This window comes from Marinobacter halodurans (assembly GCF_004327985.1).
GTDB lineage: Bacteria > Pseudomonadota > Gammaproteobacteria > Pseudomonadales > Oleiphilaceae > Marinobacter_A > Marinobacter_A halodurans.
Genome location: NZ_SJDL01000012.1, coordinates 56,304 through 72,445 on the forward strand (window position 1 = coordinate 56,304; position 16,142 = coordinate 72,445).

Annotated in this window: 15 protein-coding genes; 2 read left to right on the forward strand and 13 right to left on the reverse strand. The window is 62.3% G+C overall.

The window, feature by feature from the left end; genetic code table 11:
- Positions 1-139: 139 nt before the first annotated feature.
- Positions 140-2,272 carry a methyl-accepting chemotaxis protein gene (locus EZI54_RS09660; RefSeq protein ID WP_131481407.1) on the reverse strand — a complete coding sequence of 711 codons (2,133 nt, stop codon included), beginning with the start codon at positions 2,270-2,272 and terminating at the stop codon, positions 140-142.
- Between the two features lie 213 nt (positions 2,273-2,485).
- Here EZI54_RS09660 and EZI54_RS09665 point away from each other — a divergent pair, with 213 nt between their 5' ends.
- Positions 2,486-2,908 (forward strand): YqaA family protein, encoded by a 423-nt coding sequence (locus EZI54_RS09665; protein ID WP_131481409.1) that lies wholly within the window; start codon positions 2,486-2,488, stop codon positions 2,906-2,908.
- Positions 2,909-2,921: 13 nt separating this feature from the next.
- On the opposite strand, the gene EZI54_RS09670 is transcribed toward EZI54_RS09665, so the two are convergent.
- Positions 2,922-4,343, reverse strand: coding sequence for an ABC1 kinase family protein (locus tag EZI54_RS09670; protein WP_131481411.1), 1,422 nt, complete (start codon positions 4,341-4,343; stop codon positions 2,922-2,924).
- Positions 4,344-4,689: 346 nt separating this feature from the next.
- On the opposite strand from EZI54_RS09670, the gene EZI54_RS09675 reads away from it, so the two are divergent.
- Entirely contained in the window at positions 4,690-5,748 is a 1,059-nt protein-coding gene (locus EZI54_RS09675; protein WP_242674404.1) for a GGDEF domain-containing protein, read from the forward strand.
- Here EZI54_RS09675 and lipB read toward each other — a convergent pair.
- The 11 genes from lipB to EZI54_RS09730 all read right to left on the reverse strand — a co-directional run bounded on the left by lipB (position 5,733) and on the right by EZI54_RS09730 (position 16,018).
- Entirely contained in the window at positions 5,733-6,332 is a 600-nt protein-coding gene (gene lipB, locus EZI54_RS09680) for a lipoyl(octanoyl) transferase LipB (protein WP_242674409.1), read from the reverse strand. The two genes, EZI54_RS09675 and lipB, sit on opposite strands and share 16 nt — an antisense overlap.
- 91 nt (positions 6,333-6,423) lie before the next feature.
- Positions 6,424-6,693 (reverse strand): HP0495 family protein, encoded by a 270-nt coding sequence (locus EZI54_RS09685; protein ID WP_131481417.1) that lies wholly within the window; start codon positions 6,691-6,693, stop codon positions 6,424-6,426.
- Between the two features lie 23 nt (positions 6,694-6,716).
- Positions 6,717-7,889 carry a D-alanyl-D-alanine carboxypeptidase family protein gene (locus EZI54_RS09690; protein ID WP_131481419.1) on the reverse strand — a complete coding sequence of 391 codons (1,173 nt, stop codon included), beginning with the start codon at positions 7,887-7,889 and terminating at the stop codon, positions 6,717-6,719.
- 153 nt (positions 7,890-8,042) lie between these two features.
- Entirely contained in the window at positions 8,043-8,909 is an 867-nt protein-coding gene (locus tag EZI54_RS09695) for a septal ring lytic transglycosylase RlpA family protein (RefSeq protein WP_131481421.1), read from the reverse strand.
- 32 nt (positions 8,910-8,941) lie between these two features.
- The gene (gene mltB, locus EZI54_RS09700; protein ID WP_242674405.1) at positions 8,942-9,934 is read right to left on the reverse strand and encodes a lytic murein transglycosylase B; all 993 of its coding nucleotides are present in this window, start codon (positions 9,932-9,934) and stop codon (positions 8,942-8,944) included.
- A gap of 128 nt (positions 9,935-10,062) precedes the next feature.
- Positions 10,063-11,205: a rod shape-determining protein RodA gene (gene rodA, locus EZI54_RS09705; protein ID WP_131481425.1), complete on the reverse strand. Its 1,143-nt coding sequence runs from the start codon at positions 11,203-11,205 to the stop codon at positions 10,063-10,065.
- Positions 11,198-13,105, reverse strand: coding sequence for a penicillin-binding protein 2 (mrdA, locus tag EZI54_RS09710; protein WP_131481427.1), 1,908 nt, complete (start codon positions 13,103-13,105; stop codon positions 11,198-11,200). Before mrdA ends, rodA begins: the two co-directional genes overlap by 8 nt.
- A 9-nt stretch (positions 13,106-13,114) precedes the next feature.
- Positions 13,115-13,585 (reverse strand): 23S rRNA (pseudouridine(1915)-N(3))-methyltransferase RlmH, encoded by a 471-nt coding sequence (gene rlmH / locus EZI54_RS09715; RefSeq protein WP_131481429.1) that lies wholly within the window; start codon positions 13,583-13,585, stop codon positions 13,115-13,117.
- 2 nt (positions 13,586-13,587) lie between these two features.
- On the reverse strand, positions 13,588-13,938 hold the full coding sequence (gene rsfS / locus EZI54_RS09720) for a ribosome silencing factor (protein ID WP_131481431.1): 351 nt from the start codon (positions 13,936-13,938) through the stop codon (positions 13,588-13,590).
- Positions 13,939-14,106: 168 nt separating this feature from the next.
- On the reverse strand, positions 14,107-14,739 hold the full coding sequence (nadD, locus tag EZI54_RS09725; RefSeq protein ID WP_131481433.1) for a nicotinate-nucleotide adenylyltransferase: 633 nt from the start codon (positions 14,737-14,739) through the stop codon (positions 14,107-14,109).
- Between the two features lie 22 nt (positions 14,740-14,761).
- On the reverse strand, positions 14,762-16,018 hold the full coding sequence (locus EZI54_RS09730) for a glutamate-5-semialdehyde dehydrogenase (protein WP_131481435.1): 1,257 nt from the start codon (positions 16,016-16,018) through the stop codon (positions 14,762-14,764).
- Between the last annotated feature and the right edge of the window lie 124 nt (positions 16,019-16,142).

Below are 16,142 nucleotides of genomic sequence, written 5' to 3' on the forward strand. Positions count from 1 at the left end.
TCAATGGATGAGAGCTTGCCAGAAGGCCGCACATTTTCCTATTTGGCGCTTTGAATGGCCATCATAGGTTGTGCGTATGCGGCCGGCGGCGGCATGAGCGGGAACGATCGCCCGGTATCACACCGCCGCCGGTCCAGGCTCAGGTCCGCAGGCGGTTGAGCTGCTCTTCCAGCGAGATCACCTGCTCGCCCAGTTCCTCGCCGTTGCCGCGAACCCGCTGAGCCAGCTCGCGCAGGTCGCTGGCAGCATCACCGATATTGGTCAGGTTACGATTGATTTCCTCGCTGACCGAACTCTGCTCCTCGGCGGCCGTCGCCACCTGGGTGACGTGCTCGACGATGGTGGCAATACGCTGGACCACTTCAGCCAGGGACTGGTCCGCCTCGCGGGTACGGTCGACCGCACTGGTCGCCCGGTCGACGCCGCCACGGATGACGCTCACCGTCTGCTGAACCTCACCCTGCAGCCCTTCGATCATCTCGCTGATCTCGTCGGTTGACTCGCGGGTGCGTGACGCCAGGGTCCGCACCTCATCCGCCACCACCGCAAAGCCGCGGCCCTGTTCGCCGGCCCGCGCCGCTTCGATCGCCGCGTTGAGTGCCAGCAGGTTGGTCTGCTCGGCAATCCCGCGAATCACTTCCAGGATCCGGTTGATGTCATCACTGCGCTTGGCGACATGACCGATGGCCCCGCTGGCCTCCTCCATGTCGGCAGCCAGTTCCTGCACACCGTTGACGGCCGTGGTCAGGGTCCGCTGGGTATTCTCCACACCTTCGCTGGCTTCCCGGGCGTTGCCGGCCGCGTCGCTGGCGAACGTGGCCACTTCGCCGGCGGCGGCGGACATCTCGTTCATCGCGGTGACCACGCTGTCGATCTCACTGTGCTGGCGCGAAGTATTCTCATCCGTTTGCTGGGCGATGCGGCGCACGCTGTCCGATTGCTCGTTGACCCGGCCGTTGATCGACTTGAGATCGTTGATCATGCCCCGCAGTTTGGCCAGGAAGGCGTTGAAGCCGTCCGCCAGCGCGATCAGCTCGGCGTGGGTATCGATCTCCAGTTCCTGGGTCAGGTCGCCTTCGGCACTGGCCAGGTTCGCCATGCGGTCACGGATACGATCCAGCGGTCGCGTTACCGAGCGAACCAGGATGACCAGCAACACCAGGGAAATGATCGACACGACGATACCGGCGGTCATCTGCCGTGTCGCCGTGGCACCCACCTCGTCGGACAGCACGTCCTGTACTTTACGCAGGTCGGCCAGCGCCACATCCCTGGGCAACTCGATGATCATCGACCAGGTGGTATCCGACGCCTTGATATGGATCGGATAGGCCACAGCGATATCCTCGCCGTTGTCGAACACATCATTGTCACCGGCCTGATCCAGCTTGCGGTAGGCTGCGGCACGATCCGGCAGGGCCTCCTTGAGCGGCCGACCGAGAAATTTATCGTAATGGCTGGTACCGGCGATCAATCCCATTTCGCTGACCAGGGTCACGCGACCGGCGCCATCGTACAGGTTCTGGCTGACCTGCTTGAGGGTTTTCTGGATGGTCGACAGGTTGATATCGGCGCCGACGACACCGGCGAACTTGCCATCGTGGAGAATCGGCATGACCAGGCTGGTCATCAACTCGGAATAGCCTTCGCTGATCTCGTAGTTATAGGGCTCCATGGTGCAGGGCTTGAGGGTTTCCTTGGAGCACAGGTACCACTCGGACTGGCGGATGCCGAATTCATTTTTCGTAGTGTCGTACTTGGTGGACGGATCCGCCGCTCGGCTGAACTGGATCTTGCCGTCCTTGTCCCGATAGTAGTAGATCTCCAGCGTGCCCTCGTCACTGCTGTGCTCTTCGACACCGCCGGTGAAGTAGCGGTCCTGGCCGTCATAGGCATCAGGTTCGAACTGGGCGTAGATGGAACTGAGTTCGGGCTGGCCCTTGAGGATGGCGCCGGCGGTTTCCATCAGGTCTCGGCGGCTCATGCGGGCCGAGTCGGAGCCCTCGACGTTGCGGTGAATCACTTCGCGGAACGTCTCCGGAATCTTGTAGGTCCGGTTGAAGATACTGGCCACCAGCTCACCATACTGGCCGGCCGTCGCGCGTAGGCGCTGGACAACGATGTCCTGCACCAGCTCACCGGTATCGTCGGAGATTCGGGACTCCATGCTGGACAGGGATACCTGCGCGGTGATGATCATGCTCAGGCCCATAATGAGCAGCAGCACGATGACCAGTGCGTAGAGTTTGACTTTCAGGGACAGCTTTTTCATGAAACTCCCGGGGCAAAGAATGACGCCGCGACACCCGATCCGGTGGTGACACAGCAGGTCTTTGTATGTGTCATTGCCGTCACGCCCGGCTCCTTGTCTCAGACTTCCTGCGGCTGACAAGATAAGCTATCGGCATGGCCGACGAATTCTTGATAACCATAGTGACCGGCCAACAAACCCACCACTACACTGTGTAATCAGACGGGAGACGATTTGGCGTACCTGTCCCTGTTTTTCACGGCCTTCGCTGCGGCGACCCTGCTACCGGCCTACTCCGAGCTCCTCCTCGGCGGGATGGTGGCGCAGGGCTATTCGTTGTGGTGGCTGTGGTTGTTCGCAACGCTGGGTAACACGCTGGGATCGATGGTCAACGGCTGGATCGGCCGGCAGGTGGAGCGTTTTCGTCACAAGCGCTGGTTCCCGGTCAGTGAAAGGCAGTTAAGGATGGCCCAGGATCGCTTCAACCGGTTTGGTCAGTGGTCACTGCTGATGGCATGGCTGCCTATTGGCGGCGATGCATTGACGGTGATCGGCGGCATCATGCGGGTCCCCTGGCTCAACTTCATCGTGCTGGTCGCCATCGGCAAGGGAATCCGCTACGCGTTGGTGTTGTGGCTGGTGCTGGAGGCAACCTGAACGAACGGCGGGGTCAGTCACCCGTCGCTGTGCCGGCCGTCCCGTCGTTTTTGTAGAGATACCCCCGCAGCAGGTCCTCGCCGTTGAATTCCGCGCGCAACACGGCGATGAAGGTATAGACGCCGATCAGTTTGCGATTCAGGAAGACGAACTCCTTGGGCGGTATCCGGAAATAGCGGCTGATGGCCGAGCGTGCCGCCTGGCGGGCCACCCGCGAGGGCAAGTCACTCTGCTTCCAGCGGTACTGTCCCTGCTCGTTGACGGCGTAGTCGGGCCAGTCGCTGTTGGCGGGAGCCAGCGGCTCCAATACCGACATACAGACCTCGCCAAACCGGCGCAACACATCCTCCGGCCAGGTTTCGTTCATGAAATGCAGCTTGGTACCGCCCTCGATCACCTGTTCCAGGTCCTGCTCATAGGACGCCCGGATCATCTCCTGCACCGGTTCCAGGAAACTCTCCGGATACTGCTGCACGGCCCCGAAGTCCAGCAACACGATCTGGTCGTTGTCGGTGCCGGCTTCCTCGGCAATGCGGATACGATAGTTGCCGAAGTTGGGGTCGGTCTGGATCTCGCCCCACTCGAACAACTCGCGGAAGAACAGTTCCAGGGCCGCCCGCCCCAGCGCACTGCGCCGCTCCAGGGACAGGGACGCCACCTTCTCGGAGCTGACCGGCCAGCCCGATTCGTAGGTTGATGCCATCACGTGGCGGGTCGAGTACTCTGGCAGAATCCGGGGAACGACGAAGCGGTCGTCGCCCTCCAGCATCTTGCGGAAATGCTCGGTGGTCCGCGCTTCCAGGGCGTAGTCCACCTCCCGGTGCATCATGGTGCGGACTTCTTCGAGCCACTCGTTGAATTCCGGCCCCATGGAGACGAAGCGCCCGACCTTGAGGATCTGGGCCACCGCATTCAGGTCGCTGTCCACCGCGGTATCAACGCCCGGATACTGCACCTTGAGCACGATCTCCAGGCCGTCGCTGCGGCGCACGGCCCGGTGCACCTGCCCCAGCGACGCCGACCCGATGGGTTCAGGGTCGACGTCCAGTTGCGCCAGGCGATCGCTGCCCAACTCCTTGGCCAGCACTTTCTCGATGGACGGCCAGGCCAGCGAGGTGGTCTGGTCCTCGAGGGTATGCAAGGCCTCGGTCACCTCTTCCGGCAGGAAGTGCTCGCCATAGAGCGCCATAACCTGACCGATCTTCACCACGCTACCCTTGAGCTTGCCCAACTCGTCCACCAGGTAGCGGGCCTGGCTGGAGAGCATCTTGCGGTGCCGCTCCTCACGCTTTTCCCGACTGCTGAACAGGTTCGTGGCCATGTGCGTGGCCATGCGGGTACCGGCAAACAGCCCGGCGCGGGTCAGGCTGAGCCGGCGTTCGAAGCTGCCGGTCTTGATGCGGGAGACTGACGTGCGGGATTTTTTGGAAGTCATCAAGGGATCCAGAAGCTGGTGAATGCTGCAACCCGATATCCGCTTACCCGGATTCCGGCTGCCCTTCAAAAGGTGGTTCTAGCGATTATACGTGAGCCCAACCCGTCCCTGGTCACCGACCTGCCGCGCCAGCCCGGTTTCCGGAGCCAATGGATTCCCTGCAGCTTTGCCGTGTAGTGATCACTGATTAACCAGAATGAACGACGATACGCTGTCGCAGACGTCATGTTTACGTTTTAAAACAGAGCGCTACTGACCTTGGCGCTATGCTCGAAAAGTACCAACAATAAATACAACGCTATCAATGATGCCCAACTCATCCAAGTCCTATTGGCCGTCAGCCCCCGTGGCCAATCATACCCGGGGTGAAATACCGGTTCCCCGGCTGATCAACTGGCTGAGCGTGGGCGCCTTGCCGGTCCTGGTTTTCTTTGCCTTCCGGGCCGCGGATCGGGGTGACAGCCTGGTCATGGCCACCCTCACCATCGTCGGCGTCCTGCTGCTGCTCAACGGCCTGGTGTACCTGATCCTCCGGCAGGAAACCCTGCACCGGCGCACCTTTATCATCATCATCGCGGCACTGTTCATCTATGTGGCAACGGCGGCCCTGGAGGACGGGTCCGCCATCATCTGGCTGTTTGCCTATCCCCCGATCATTTTCTATATCAGTACGCTCCGGGTCGGCGTCCTGACCTGCGCATTTGGCCTGACGGCCCTGATCGGCCTGTTTTCTCCCCTGGGCGATCGCCTGTTCGGGACGCCCTACAGCGACAGCTTCCGTTTGATGATGATCAATGTGCTGGCGTTTGAAATGATCTCCTGCTACATCCTCGACCTGAGCCGGCGCCGCAGCAAGGCCAGCCTGCTGACCCTGGCCGGCGAGTATGAGTACGCGGCCAAGCACGACACCATGACCGGCCTGACCAACCGCCGCGAGGGCCTGATCCGCCTGGAAGGCGAATACCAGCGCTATCTGCGTAACGGCAAGCCCTTCTCGGTCATCCTGCTGGATATCGACCTGTTCAAGGGCGTGAACGACAACTACGGCCACCAGACCGGCGACAAGCTGATTATCAAGGTTGCAGATAAGCTGAAAGATGGGTGTCGCCGGATCGACATCGTCTCGCGTTGGGGCGGGGAGGAATTCCTGGCGATCCTGCCGGAAACCGGGATCAACGAGGCCATGCGGATCGCAGAGCGGATACGCCAGACCATTGCGGCGTCTCCGGTCACCTTCGATGGCCAGGTTATTCGCGCCACCATCAGTGCAGGCGTTGCCGGCATCCACGGGGTGGAACCCCCAAGCCGGCTGCTACAACGGGCGGACGAGGCACTCTATACCGCCAAGGCATCGGGGCGGAATCGGGTTTGTAGCGGGGAGATCCCGAGTCAGGACACGGCCTGAACGGACGGCAGTTCACGCTCCAGACGAACCGCCCCGAGGTCGAGACGCTCAACCAGGCGCTCGACCAACGCCGCCTGGACCTCGTCGAACGTTGCCGCTGGCGCATGGTCAACCACCTGGGTCATGGCCATGCCGGCCAGTCCACAGGGATTGATGCGATGGAACGGCTCCAGGTCCATATCGACGTTCAGGGCCAGACCGTGGAAGGAGCAGCCACGCCGGATGCGCAGCCCCAGCGACGCGATCTTGGTGCCCTGGGTATAGACGCCCGGCGCATCCGCACGCGGGGCGGCCTCGACACCCAGGTCGGCCAGCACCGCGACGATGCTTTCCTCGATACCGGTCACCAACTCACGCACACCGAAACGGGCCCGGTGCAGGTCAATCATCAGGTACACCACCAACTGGCCAGGCCCGTGATAGGTTACCTGGCCACCGCGATCCACCTGGACCACCGGAATATCCCCCGGTGCCAACAGGTGTTCGGCCTTACCGGCCTGCCCCTGGGTGAACACCTTGGGGTGCTGCAGGCACCAGAGCTCGTCCGCCGTCTCCGCCCCGCGGGAGGCGGTAAAGTTCTTCATCGCCTCCCAGGTCTCCAGATAGGGCTGGAGACCGAGATGACGGACGATAACGGTGCGGTCGGAAGAGGTCTTGGACACGTCGGAATTCCGCTTAAAGAACCATGTGAACGCGACCGCTGGCCTTCAGCTCCTCGAACAGGGCCTTGAGCTGCGGCTCGCCGGTGGCCACGATCCTGATCTGCACGGAACTGAAGCGTCCCTGCCGACTGTCGCTGATCGTGATATCGGTTTCATCGATGCCTGGCGCATGGCGCTCCACCACCTCCACGACAAAATCGCGGAAATCGGGGGCGGCGTTGCCGATCACCTTGATGACGTAATCGCACGGAAATTCGATTCTGGGCGGCTGCGGCTCGCTCATGATGTCTCCCTCGCGGTCATCGATCAGTTGAACAACTGCACGAAGAACAGTTTGATCGCATCCCAGATCCGTTTAAAGAAGCCGCCTTCGTCCACCGCTTCCAGGGCAACGACCGGACGCTTGAGCACTTCCTGGCCGTTCAGGGTGACCCGGACCTGACCCAGTTCCTGCCCCGCCTTGACCGGCGCCTTGATCACGCTGTCGATGTCCATGACGGATTCCAGTGAGTCCTTGGTGCCACGGGGAATGGTGACGATCGCATCGTTGGCCAGCCCCACCTGGATCGATTCCTTCTTGCCGCCCCAGACGGTGGCGTCCTTCAGCGGCTGCCCGGCCTTGAACAGGGAATGGGTCTCGTAATAGCGGAAGCCGTAGTTCAGCAGCTTCTGCACTTCCTGGGCCCGCGCATTCTCGCTCTTGGTGCCCATCACGACACCGATCAGTCGCATGTCGTCACGCTTGGCGGAAGCCACCAGGCAGTATCCGGCCGCCTCGGTGTGACCGGTTTTGAGACCGTCGACAGACGGATCGCGCCACAGCAGCGAGTTGCGGTTCGGCTGGCGGATGTCGTTGTAGGTGAAGTACTTCTGCGAATAGATCGAATAGTTATCCGGGTAATCGTTGATGATGGCCCGTGCCAGCAGCGCCAGGTCGTGCGCCGACGAATAATGATCGTCATGGGGCAAACCGGTCGCATTCATGAAGTGCGTATTCTTCATGCCCAGGATCTGCGCCTGCTGGTTCATGATGTCGGCAAAAGCCCCCTCGCTGCCCGCCACGTACTCGGCGAGCGCCACGCTGGCGTCATTGCCGGACTGGATGATCAGGCCATGCAGCAGGTTTTTGACCGTTACCCTGGACCCTTCCTTGACGAACATCCGGGAGCCGCCGGTGCGCCAGGCATGCACACTGATCGGCACCTCGTCGGACATAGAGATCCGGCCTTCCGACAGTTCGCGCTCGACGATGTAGGCCGTCATCATCTTGGTCAGACTCGCCGGCGGCAGACGCTCGTCGCTGTTGCCCTGCACGATGATGTGGCCACTGGCCGCATCCATCAGGACGTAGGATGTGGCCGCAATCTGCGGTGGCGACGGGATCAGCGAAGGCTGGGACTGGGCAGCGGCCACCGAGACCCAGGTGAACAGGATGATCAGCGCGCGGAAAAATGTTTTGAATACCGTATTATTAGCCATGGATCCATTCAGCAGTTACATCAGTTGACGATACCGGTTCGGGTATCACGCGATTCGGAAGTTCCATCCGTCGGTACAGCAACAGCCGACCTCAAGCCGGCGAACCAGACAGCGGCTTCCGGGCCATACCGGACGGCTCCGGTGCGGGCCCCGCTACAGGGGATCGGTTACCACGATCGGGCGACCCAATCCGCCCTGTTGAATCAGTTTACTTTCCTGTTCGGCCTGCCCGCGCTGCGCGAACGGGCCAACCTGCACCCGGTGATAGTTGCCGGCGGCGTAGACCCGCACCGGGGCACTGGTCACGTCACGCAGGCGCTGGGACAGCTGTTCGGCCGACTCCACCTGCGTGAAGGAAGCCACCTGGACGAAAATACCCTCCTTGGCGTCGGACGTTGCCGGCGCCGATTGCCGCGAGGGCGCCGCTTCCCCGGCGACGGACATACTACCATCCGGCGTCACGGTAATCGCGGCCACTTCCACATGGGCGGTGCCCCGCTTCTGGTAACCCAGCTTCTTCGCCGCCGCATAGGACAGGTCGATAATCCGGGAGCTGTGGAACGGCCCCCGATCGTTCACCCGCACGATCACGCTGCGCCCGTTATCCAGGTTGGTCACGCGGGCGTAGCTGGGCAACGGCAGGCTCCTGTGGGCCGCCGTCATCTTGTACATGTCGAACGTCTCGCCATTGGACGTCTTGTGGCCGTGAAACTTCTCGCCGTACCAGCTTGCGGTGCCCCGCTCCACGTAGTCGCTGGCATCCGCCAGTACCGTATAGCGCTTACCCCAGACGGTATAGGGCGACTTGTTGCCGTAGCGGCTGGGCGGCTCATAGCGCGGCTTGGCATTCTCCAGGTCGCTGACATCGTAATCTTCCGCCGGCGCGCGGTCCTGGCTGATGCTGTAGCGCGATGAGGAGCCGGAAGGCGAAACCTCAGGGCTCGACGCGCACCCGGCCAGCAGGCCGGTGGCCAACGCCACCAGCAACGCCAGTCCGGATTTTCCAGTTGTCCATGGCATGCGCCTTTTCGCCATCGTCCAGAAAGACACCGCTAACCTCTCGCCTTGTCCGGGTGCTGTGCCAAAGCCTGCGACAGGGCCAGAACGGCCATCGCATACAGCTGACTGTGATTGTAGCGGGTGATGACGTAAAAGTTGGGATAGGTCAGCCAATCTTCTTGACCTTCCTCAGCCTGCACCCGCATCAGGCGTGCCCGGGTCTCCGGGGAGGCCGCCGCTTTCGGCACCAGGCCGGCCGCCTTGTAATCCGCAACCGTCAGCTTCGGTGCCAATCCCTCGGTAAACAGGGACGGCGGGTAATCCGTAGCAGTCACCTGCTCCGCCACCGGTCCTCCGGCCTGCCAGCCGTGACGGGCAAAATAGTTGGCCACGCTGCCGATGGCATCGACCGGATTATTGACGATATCGGCCCGTCCGTCATGATCGAAATCGATGGCAAACTCCCGGTAGCTGCTGGGGATGAACTGGCCAAACCCCATGGCGCCGGCATACGAGCCCTTTAGGACTGTCGGATCCAGCTCCTGTTCCCGGGCCATCAGAAAAAATTCGCCCAACTGTTTGCGGAAGAAGGTCGAGCGCGGCGGATAATCGAACGCCAGCGTCGTCAGTGCATCCAGCACCCGATAATTGCCGGCGTATTCGCCGTACTGGGTCTCCACACCGATAATGGCCGCCACGATATAGCGTGACACGCCCAATTCCTGCTCGGCACGGGCAAAGGTATCCGCGTGCGCCTGCAGGAACGCATGCCCCTTCTCGATACGAGCCGGCTTGATAAAGATACGCCGGTATTCACGCCATTCCAGGGTATGTTCAGCGGGGTGACTGATGGCCTCGATAATCGATGACTGGCGCTGGGCGCCGGACAGCCAGATCTCCAGCTTACTCCGGTCAAATCCATGCTGACGGACCATCTCGTCGACAAAGGCCTGCCCTGCGGGCGTTTCCACATAACCGGCAACGGCCAGCGGCGGCGCCAGTGCGGCCCACAACCCCAGTGCAACACCCATGATACGCGAAGGCATGATCATCCCCGACTTTCTTTTTATGCTGGCCGGCCCGGACGCGACTCCTCCCGGGCGGCCAAAGATTAGCATGACGCCCAAAACCGCAGCCACCGCGCGGCCCGGTTATGACCAAAAGGTAACGTCATTTACGCTGAAATCATCCGCCGATGGGTGTGGATGGACATCATCACCCCGAACGCTGCCATCAGTGTCACAATCGACGTCCCCCCGTAACTCACCATGGGCAGCGGTACGCCCACAATCGGCAGGATACCGCTGACCATGCCGATATTGACGAAGACGTAGATGAAAAACGTCATGGTGAGGGCCCCGGCCACCAGGCGGCCGAAGGAGTCCTGGGCGTTGACGGCGATGTAGAGGCAGCGTGCAATGATCAGGAAATACAGCGTAATCAGCAACGTGACACCAATAAAGCCGAACTCCTCAGCCAGTACGGCAACGATGAAATCCGTATGGCTCTCCGGCAGGAAATCCAGGTGTGACTGGGTACCCTGCAGCCAACCCTTCCCCATCAGCCCGCCAGACCCAATGGCCGTCTTCGACTGGATAATGTTCCAGCCGGCACCGAGCGGGTCGCTTTCCGGATCCAGCAGGGTCAGCACCCGCTGCTTCTGGTAGTCCCGCATCACGAAGAACCACATCACCGGCGCAGCCACACCGGCCATACCGAAGAAGGCGCCCAGCAGCTTCCAGCTCATACCGGCAAAAAACACGACGAACAGTCCAGCCAGGCCCACCAGGAGCGCCGTGCCCAGATCCGGCTGCTTGACGATCAGGATCATGGGCAGGAACACAATCACCAGCGCGATCATCACCCGCGACATGCGCGGTGGCAGGAAATGACGGGAAAAGTACCAGGCCGTCATGATGGGCACCGCCAGCTTCATGAACTCCGACGGCTGGAATCGCGGCAGGCCCGGTAACGCCAGCCAGCGCTGCGCGCCCTTGGCACCGATCCCAACCAGCAGGACCGCAATCAAGGCGATCAGGCCCAGCCCGTACAACCAGGGCGCCCAGCGCCGGTAGACCGAGGGATCCAACTGGGCAAACACGAACATCACCACCAGCGCCACACCGATACGGGCAATCTGGGACTCGACAATGGCGATACTGCTATCTCCGCCGCTGTACAGGACAAACAGGCCTCCAACCAGCAGGATCAGCAGCAGGACCAGCAATATCGGATCCAGATGGATCCGGTTCAGGAAGCCCCGCGGGGCATGGAGGCTCGGCCCGGACATATGCCGGACAAAATCACGGTCAGCCATCACTGGTCTCCCCTGCCGGCTTCTTGTCGGCGACGACGGGTTTCTCGGGTTCACCGGCGTTCATGTCCAACAGCCAGGCATCGATCAACTGACGGGCCAAAGGTGCCGCCGTACTGCTGCCGCCCCCACCGTTCTCGACAATCACCGCGACGGCAATCTTGGGATCTTCCAGCGGTGCGAATGCAATGAACAGGGCGTGGTCGCGCAGACGTTCGCGAATCTCGTCCGCGTCATACCGCTCGTTTTCCGCCAGGCTGAATACCTGGGCCGTGCCGGTCTTGCCGGCAAAATCGTAGGGCGCCCCCTGGCCGGAGCGTCGGGCCGTGCCGTGAGATCCCTGGACCACCGAGTGCATGGCGTCAGCTACGTAGCCCCAGTTCGCATCGCGCTTGAGCACAAGATCCGGGTGCGTGTCCTCCGGCAGGACATGCTCGGTGGACTCGGCGCCAATGGCCTCCTTGAGCATTCGCGGCGCCTGCCACTTGCCGTGATTGGCAAGGACCGCGGTCGCCGTCGCCAACTGCAGCGGCGTCGCCAGCATGTAACCCTGACCGATACTCATGTTGACCGAGTCGCCGGGGTACCAGGGCTGGTTCTTGACGCCCCGTTTCCATTCCCGGGTCGGCAGCAACCCGGGCTGGGCCCCACTGACATCCAGTGCCGTCACCTTGCCGAAGCCGAACCGATCGAGATACTTGCTCATCGTATCGACGCCCATGCGCTCGCCCAGGTCGTAGAAGTAGGTGTCGCAGGATTCGGCGATGGCCTTGTCAAGATCGACCCAACCGTGACCGCCCCACTTCCAGTCCCGGTACCGCCGGCCCTTGCCGTCGATCTGGTAATAACCGGGATCCCAGACCGTGCGGTCGCGGGTGGTGTTGTCGCTGTCCAGGCCGGCGACGGCCATCATTGGCTTGATGGTGGAGCCGGGCGGATACTGACCACGCAGGGCCCGGTTGAACAGGGGCTTGTCCGGGGATTCACTGAGCGCTTTGTAGGCGTCGACACTGATTCCGGTCACGAACAGGTTGGCATCGAAGCCGGGCACGCTGGCCAGCGCCAGGATGCCGCCCGTCTTGGGTTCGATGGCAACGATGGCACCACGCCGCCCGCTGAGCAGATCGTAGGCTTTCTGTTGCAGGCGGATATCCAGGTGCAGACGCAGGTCGTCGCCGGGCACCGGGTTTTCCTTTTCCAGCACGCGCAGGGTCCGCCCCCGGGCGTTGGTTTCCACATGCTGGTAACCGACCCTGCCGTGGAGCGCCTCTTCATAGAACCGCTCGACGCCGGACTTGCCCACATAGTTGGTGCCGGCGTAGTCGATGGGATCCAGCCGGCGCAACTCTTCCTGGTTGATGCGACCCACGTAACCGAGGGCATGGGAGGTGATTTCGCTGTAGGGGTAGTAGCGAACCAGTTCCGCCTCCACCTCAACACCGGGCAACTCATAGCGATGCACCGCCATGCGGGCGATCTGCTTCTCGTTCAGGTCGTAACTCAGGGGCACGGGCGAGTAGGGCCGACGGTACTCGCCAAGCCGCTTGTGGAAACGTTCCAGATCCTCATCGCTGATGTCCAGGATCTGGCGCAGCTGGGCCAGCGTCCTGTCCATATCCGGCACCCGCTCGGGCACCACGGTGACGCTGAACACCGGCCGGTTTTCCGCCAGCAGCACGTCGTTACGGTCGTAGATCAGCCCCCGCGGCGGTGCGATGGGCTGGACCTGGACACGGTTGTTCTCGGACAGCGTGGTGAAGTTCTCGTGATTCAGGATCTGCAGGTAGTACAGCCGCGCCACCAGGATACCGATCATGCCCAGCATGATGACCAGGGCAACCAGCACGCGGCGCTGGAACAGGCGACGCTCGGCTGCAGTATCCTTGAATTCGCCCCAGGGCATTGAATCGTCCTATGCGCGGTGATACGGGTGGTTTCGGGTGATGGACCAGGCGCGGTAGAGCTGCTCGGCCACCAGTATGCGGACCAGCGGATGGGGCAGCGTCAGCGGCGACAGGGACCAGAGCTGGTCCGCCCGGTCCCGGCAGGCCGCCGACAATCCGTCCGGCCCACCCACCAGGAAGCTGACGTCGCGACCGTCCATCTGCCAGGCTTCCAACTGGGACGCCAGTTTCTCCGTGGACCAGGCCCTGCCGCCCACTTCCAGGGCAATGACCCGGTCACTGCGGCCGACGGCAGCCAACTGGGCCTCGCCCTCTTTCTGGATCAATCGGGGAATGTCGGGATTCTTGCCGCGCTGGGCCAGCGGCGTTTCCGCCAGCTCCAGCAGCAGATCGGGCGGGAAACGCCGCGCGTATTCCTGATAACCGTCCTCAACCCAGCCGGGCATCTTCTGGCCGACGCAGACCAGTTTCAACCGCATGACTACTCGCTACCAGCCGCACCCAGGTTGGGCGCATCGCGCCAGAGGCGTTCCAGGTCATAGAATTCGCGGGTGGCCGGCATCATGACGTGTACCACAACGTCCCCCATGTCCACCAGCAGCCAGTCGCTGTTCTCACCACCTTCAACATTGGCCGAACGGACACCCTTGGACTTGGCTTCGGTGATCACAGACTCGGCCAACGAGCGGACATGCCGGCTGGACGTCCCCGATGCGATGACCATGTAATCCGTGACGCTGGTCCTGTCCCTGACATCTATGACGCTGATGTCCTGCGCCTTCACCTCCTCAAGTGCGTTTACGACCGTATCTCTCAGTTGCTCAGCCTGCATAATTACCCTGTTCGATGGTGTCTCCACCTGGCGTGCCGGATCCGGTCAGGCGCCGGCGGTTGATACGCTGCCCGGGACAGCGACGGTTAGGCGGCCATTGTACCATCAAAATTCCGGGACAGGTCACGATTCGACCAGTTCCGGTCAAGCCCGGAGTCGCCGCCCGGTTCAGTTGCGATAAAGGCCCGACCCGACGATGACGTCACGCACCGGATCCGGCACGAGATAGCGGATCGAGCGCCCCTCCCGCACGGCCCGACGCACGCCGGTGGCGGAAATATCCAGCAGGGGCAGCGAGACGGACCAGACCCGGCCCGACGGTGCCTGCTTCAACGACGCCGCATCGGTATCGGCGTTGTCCGCCAGCAGCCGGCCGGCCGCGCTGTCCGCCGGTACGACGAACCCCGGCCGCTCGACCACGATGATATGAGCCAGTTCCAGCAGGCGCTGCCAGCGGTCCCAGCGATCGATCGACGCGAAGCTGTCGGTGCCCACGACCATGGCCAGCGGCTCCCGGGCCCCGTGCTCCCGGCGCAGCTCCTCCAGCGTATCGACGGTATAGGACGGCGTATTGCGGGCCAGCTCCCGCTCGTCCACGTCCAGAGCGGCCTCACTGCCAATCGCGCTGTAGAGCATTTGCAGGCGCTGTGTCGGCGACGCCCCCGGCTCATCCCGGTGCGGTGGCAAATGGCATGGCACCAGCGTCACGGCGTCGATACCGAGGGCTTCCCTCAGTTCGATAGCCGTGCGCAGGTGGGCATGGTGGATGGGATCGAAGGTTCCGCCAAGAATGACTTTCATACGCTGCCCGGAGCCCACCCGTTCAGGAACGGATGTGCCCGTCGCCGAACACCACGTATTTCTGAGACGTCAGTCCTTCGAGCCCGACGGGGCCGCGGGCGTGCAGTTTGTCGGTGGAGATCCCGATTTCCGCGCCAAGGCCGTATTCGAAGCCGTCGGCAAACCGTGTGGAGGCGTTCACCATGACCGAGCTGGAATCCACCTCCGTCAGGAAGCGGCGGGCCCGGGTGTAGTTCTCCGTGACGATCGCATCGGTGTGCTGGGAGCTGTAGCGGTTGATGTGGGCAATCGCCGCGTCCAGCCCGTCCACCACGCGCACGGCCAGGATCGGGGCCAGGTATTCCGCGTGCCAGTCGTCTTCCGTGGCGCTGGCCACGTTGGCCAGGATATCGCGGGTCCGGTCGCAGCCGCGCAGTTCCACGCCCTTTTCCTCGAAGGCGCGGGCCAGCAGCGGCAGGATGTCGGCGGCGATCTCCGCGTCCACCAGCAGCGTTTCCATGGTGTTGCAGGTGCCGTAGCGCTGGGTCTTGGCATTGACGGCGATGGCCAGTGCCTTTTCCGGATCGGCATGGCTATCCACATAGACGTGGCAGACACCGTCCAGGTGCTTGATCACAGGCACCCTGGCATCCCGGCTGATGCGCTCGATCAACCCCTTGCCGCCCCGGGGCACGATCACGTCCACGTATTCGGGCATGGCGATCAGCTTGCCGACCGCTTCGCGATCCCGGGTCTTGATGACCTGGACCGCCTCTTCCGGCAGCCCGACCTTGCGCAACCCTTCAGCAATGCAGGCGGCAATCGCCTGGTTGGAATGCAGCGACTCGGATCCGCCCCGCAACACGGTGGCGTTGCCGGATTTCAGGCACAGGCTGGCGGCTTCCACCGTCACGTTGGGGCGGGACTCATAGATGATGCCGATAACCCCCAGCGGCACCCGCATCTTGCCCACCTGGATGCCGGACGGCCGGTAACTCATGCCGGTAATCTCACCAATCGGGTCCGGCAGCGAAGCCACCTGGCGCAGTCCCTCGATCATGGCGTCGATGCGTGCCGGCGTCAGCTCCAGACGATCCAGCATGGCTGGCTCAAGCCCATTCTCACGCCCGGCCTCGAGATCCTGGCGGTTTGCCTGCGTGAGGGCGTCGCGGGAGGCATCGAGAGCGTCCGCCATCGCCAGCAATGCGTCATTACGCTCTGCCGTGCTGGAGCGCGCCACGGCCGTTGCCGCTGCGCGTGCCTTCTGGCCGACGTCTGCCATGTAAGCCGAAATATCCATCAAGGGTCCTACCATCTGCTGAATTGCTTTGGAGTTAAGCAGAGGTTCCTCTGCTAACTTTGACGTATCGACACGACGATTTACTGTCCGGATGTCAGGATACACGCATAGACGTTATTATACG

Excerpts from the sequence above, each read along its gene's own strand:
- EZI54_RS09660 (WP_131481407.1), bottom strand. The coding sequence starts at position 2,272 with ATGAAAAAGCTGTCCCTGAAAGTCAAACTCTACGCACTGGTCATCGTG.
- EZI54_RS09670 (WP_131481411.1), bottom strand. The coding sequence starts at position 4,343 with ATGACTTCCAAAAAATCCCGCACGTCAGTCTCCCGCATCAAGACCGGC.
- lipB (WP_242674409.1), bottom strand. The coding sequence starts at position 6,332 with ATGAAGAACTTTACCGCCTCCCGCGGGGCGGAGACGGCGGACGAGCTC.
- EZI54_RS09685 (WP_131481417.1), bottom strand. The coding sequence starts at position 6,693 with ATGAGCGAGCCGCAGCCGCCCAGAATCGAATTTCCGTGCGATTACGTC.
- EZI54_RS09690 (WP_131481419.1), bottom strand. The coding sequence starts at position 7,889 with ATGGCTAATAATACGGTATTCAAAACATTTTTCCGCGCGCTGATCATC.
- EZI54_RS09695 (WP_131481421.1), bottom strand. The coding sequence starts at position 8,909 with ATGCCATGGACAACTGGAAAATCCGGACTGGCGTTGCTGGTGGCGTTG.
- mltB (WP_242674405.1), bottom strand. The coding sequence starts at position 9,934 with ATGCCTTCGCGTATCATGGGTGTTGCACTGGGGTTGTGGGCCGCACTG.
- rodA (WP_131481425.1), bottom strand. The coding sequence starts at position 11,205 with ATGGCTGACCGTGATTTTGTCCGGCATATGTCCGGGCCGAGCCTCCAT.
- mrdA (WP_131481427.1), bottom strand. The coding sequence starts at position 13,105 with ATGCCCTGGGGCGAATTCAAGGATACTGCAGCCGAGCGTCGCCTGTTC.
- rlmH (WP_131481429.1), bottom strand. The coding sequence starts at position 13,585 with ATGCGGTTGAAACTGGTCTGCGTCGGCCAGAAGATGCCCGGCTGGGTT.
- rsfS (WP_131481431.1), bottom strand. The coding sequence starts at position 13,938 with ATGCAGGCTGAGCAACTGAGAGATACGGTCGTAAACGCACTTGAGGAG.
- nadD (WP_131481433.1), bottom strand. The coding sequence starts at position 14,739 with ATGAAAGTCATTCTTGGCGGAACCTTCGATCCCATCCACCATGCCCAC.
- EZI54_RS09730 (WP_131481435.1), bottom strand. The coding sequence starts at position 16,018 with ATGGATATTTCGGCTTACATGGCAGACGTCGGCCAGAAGGCACGCGCA.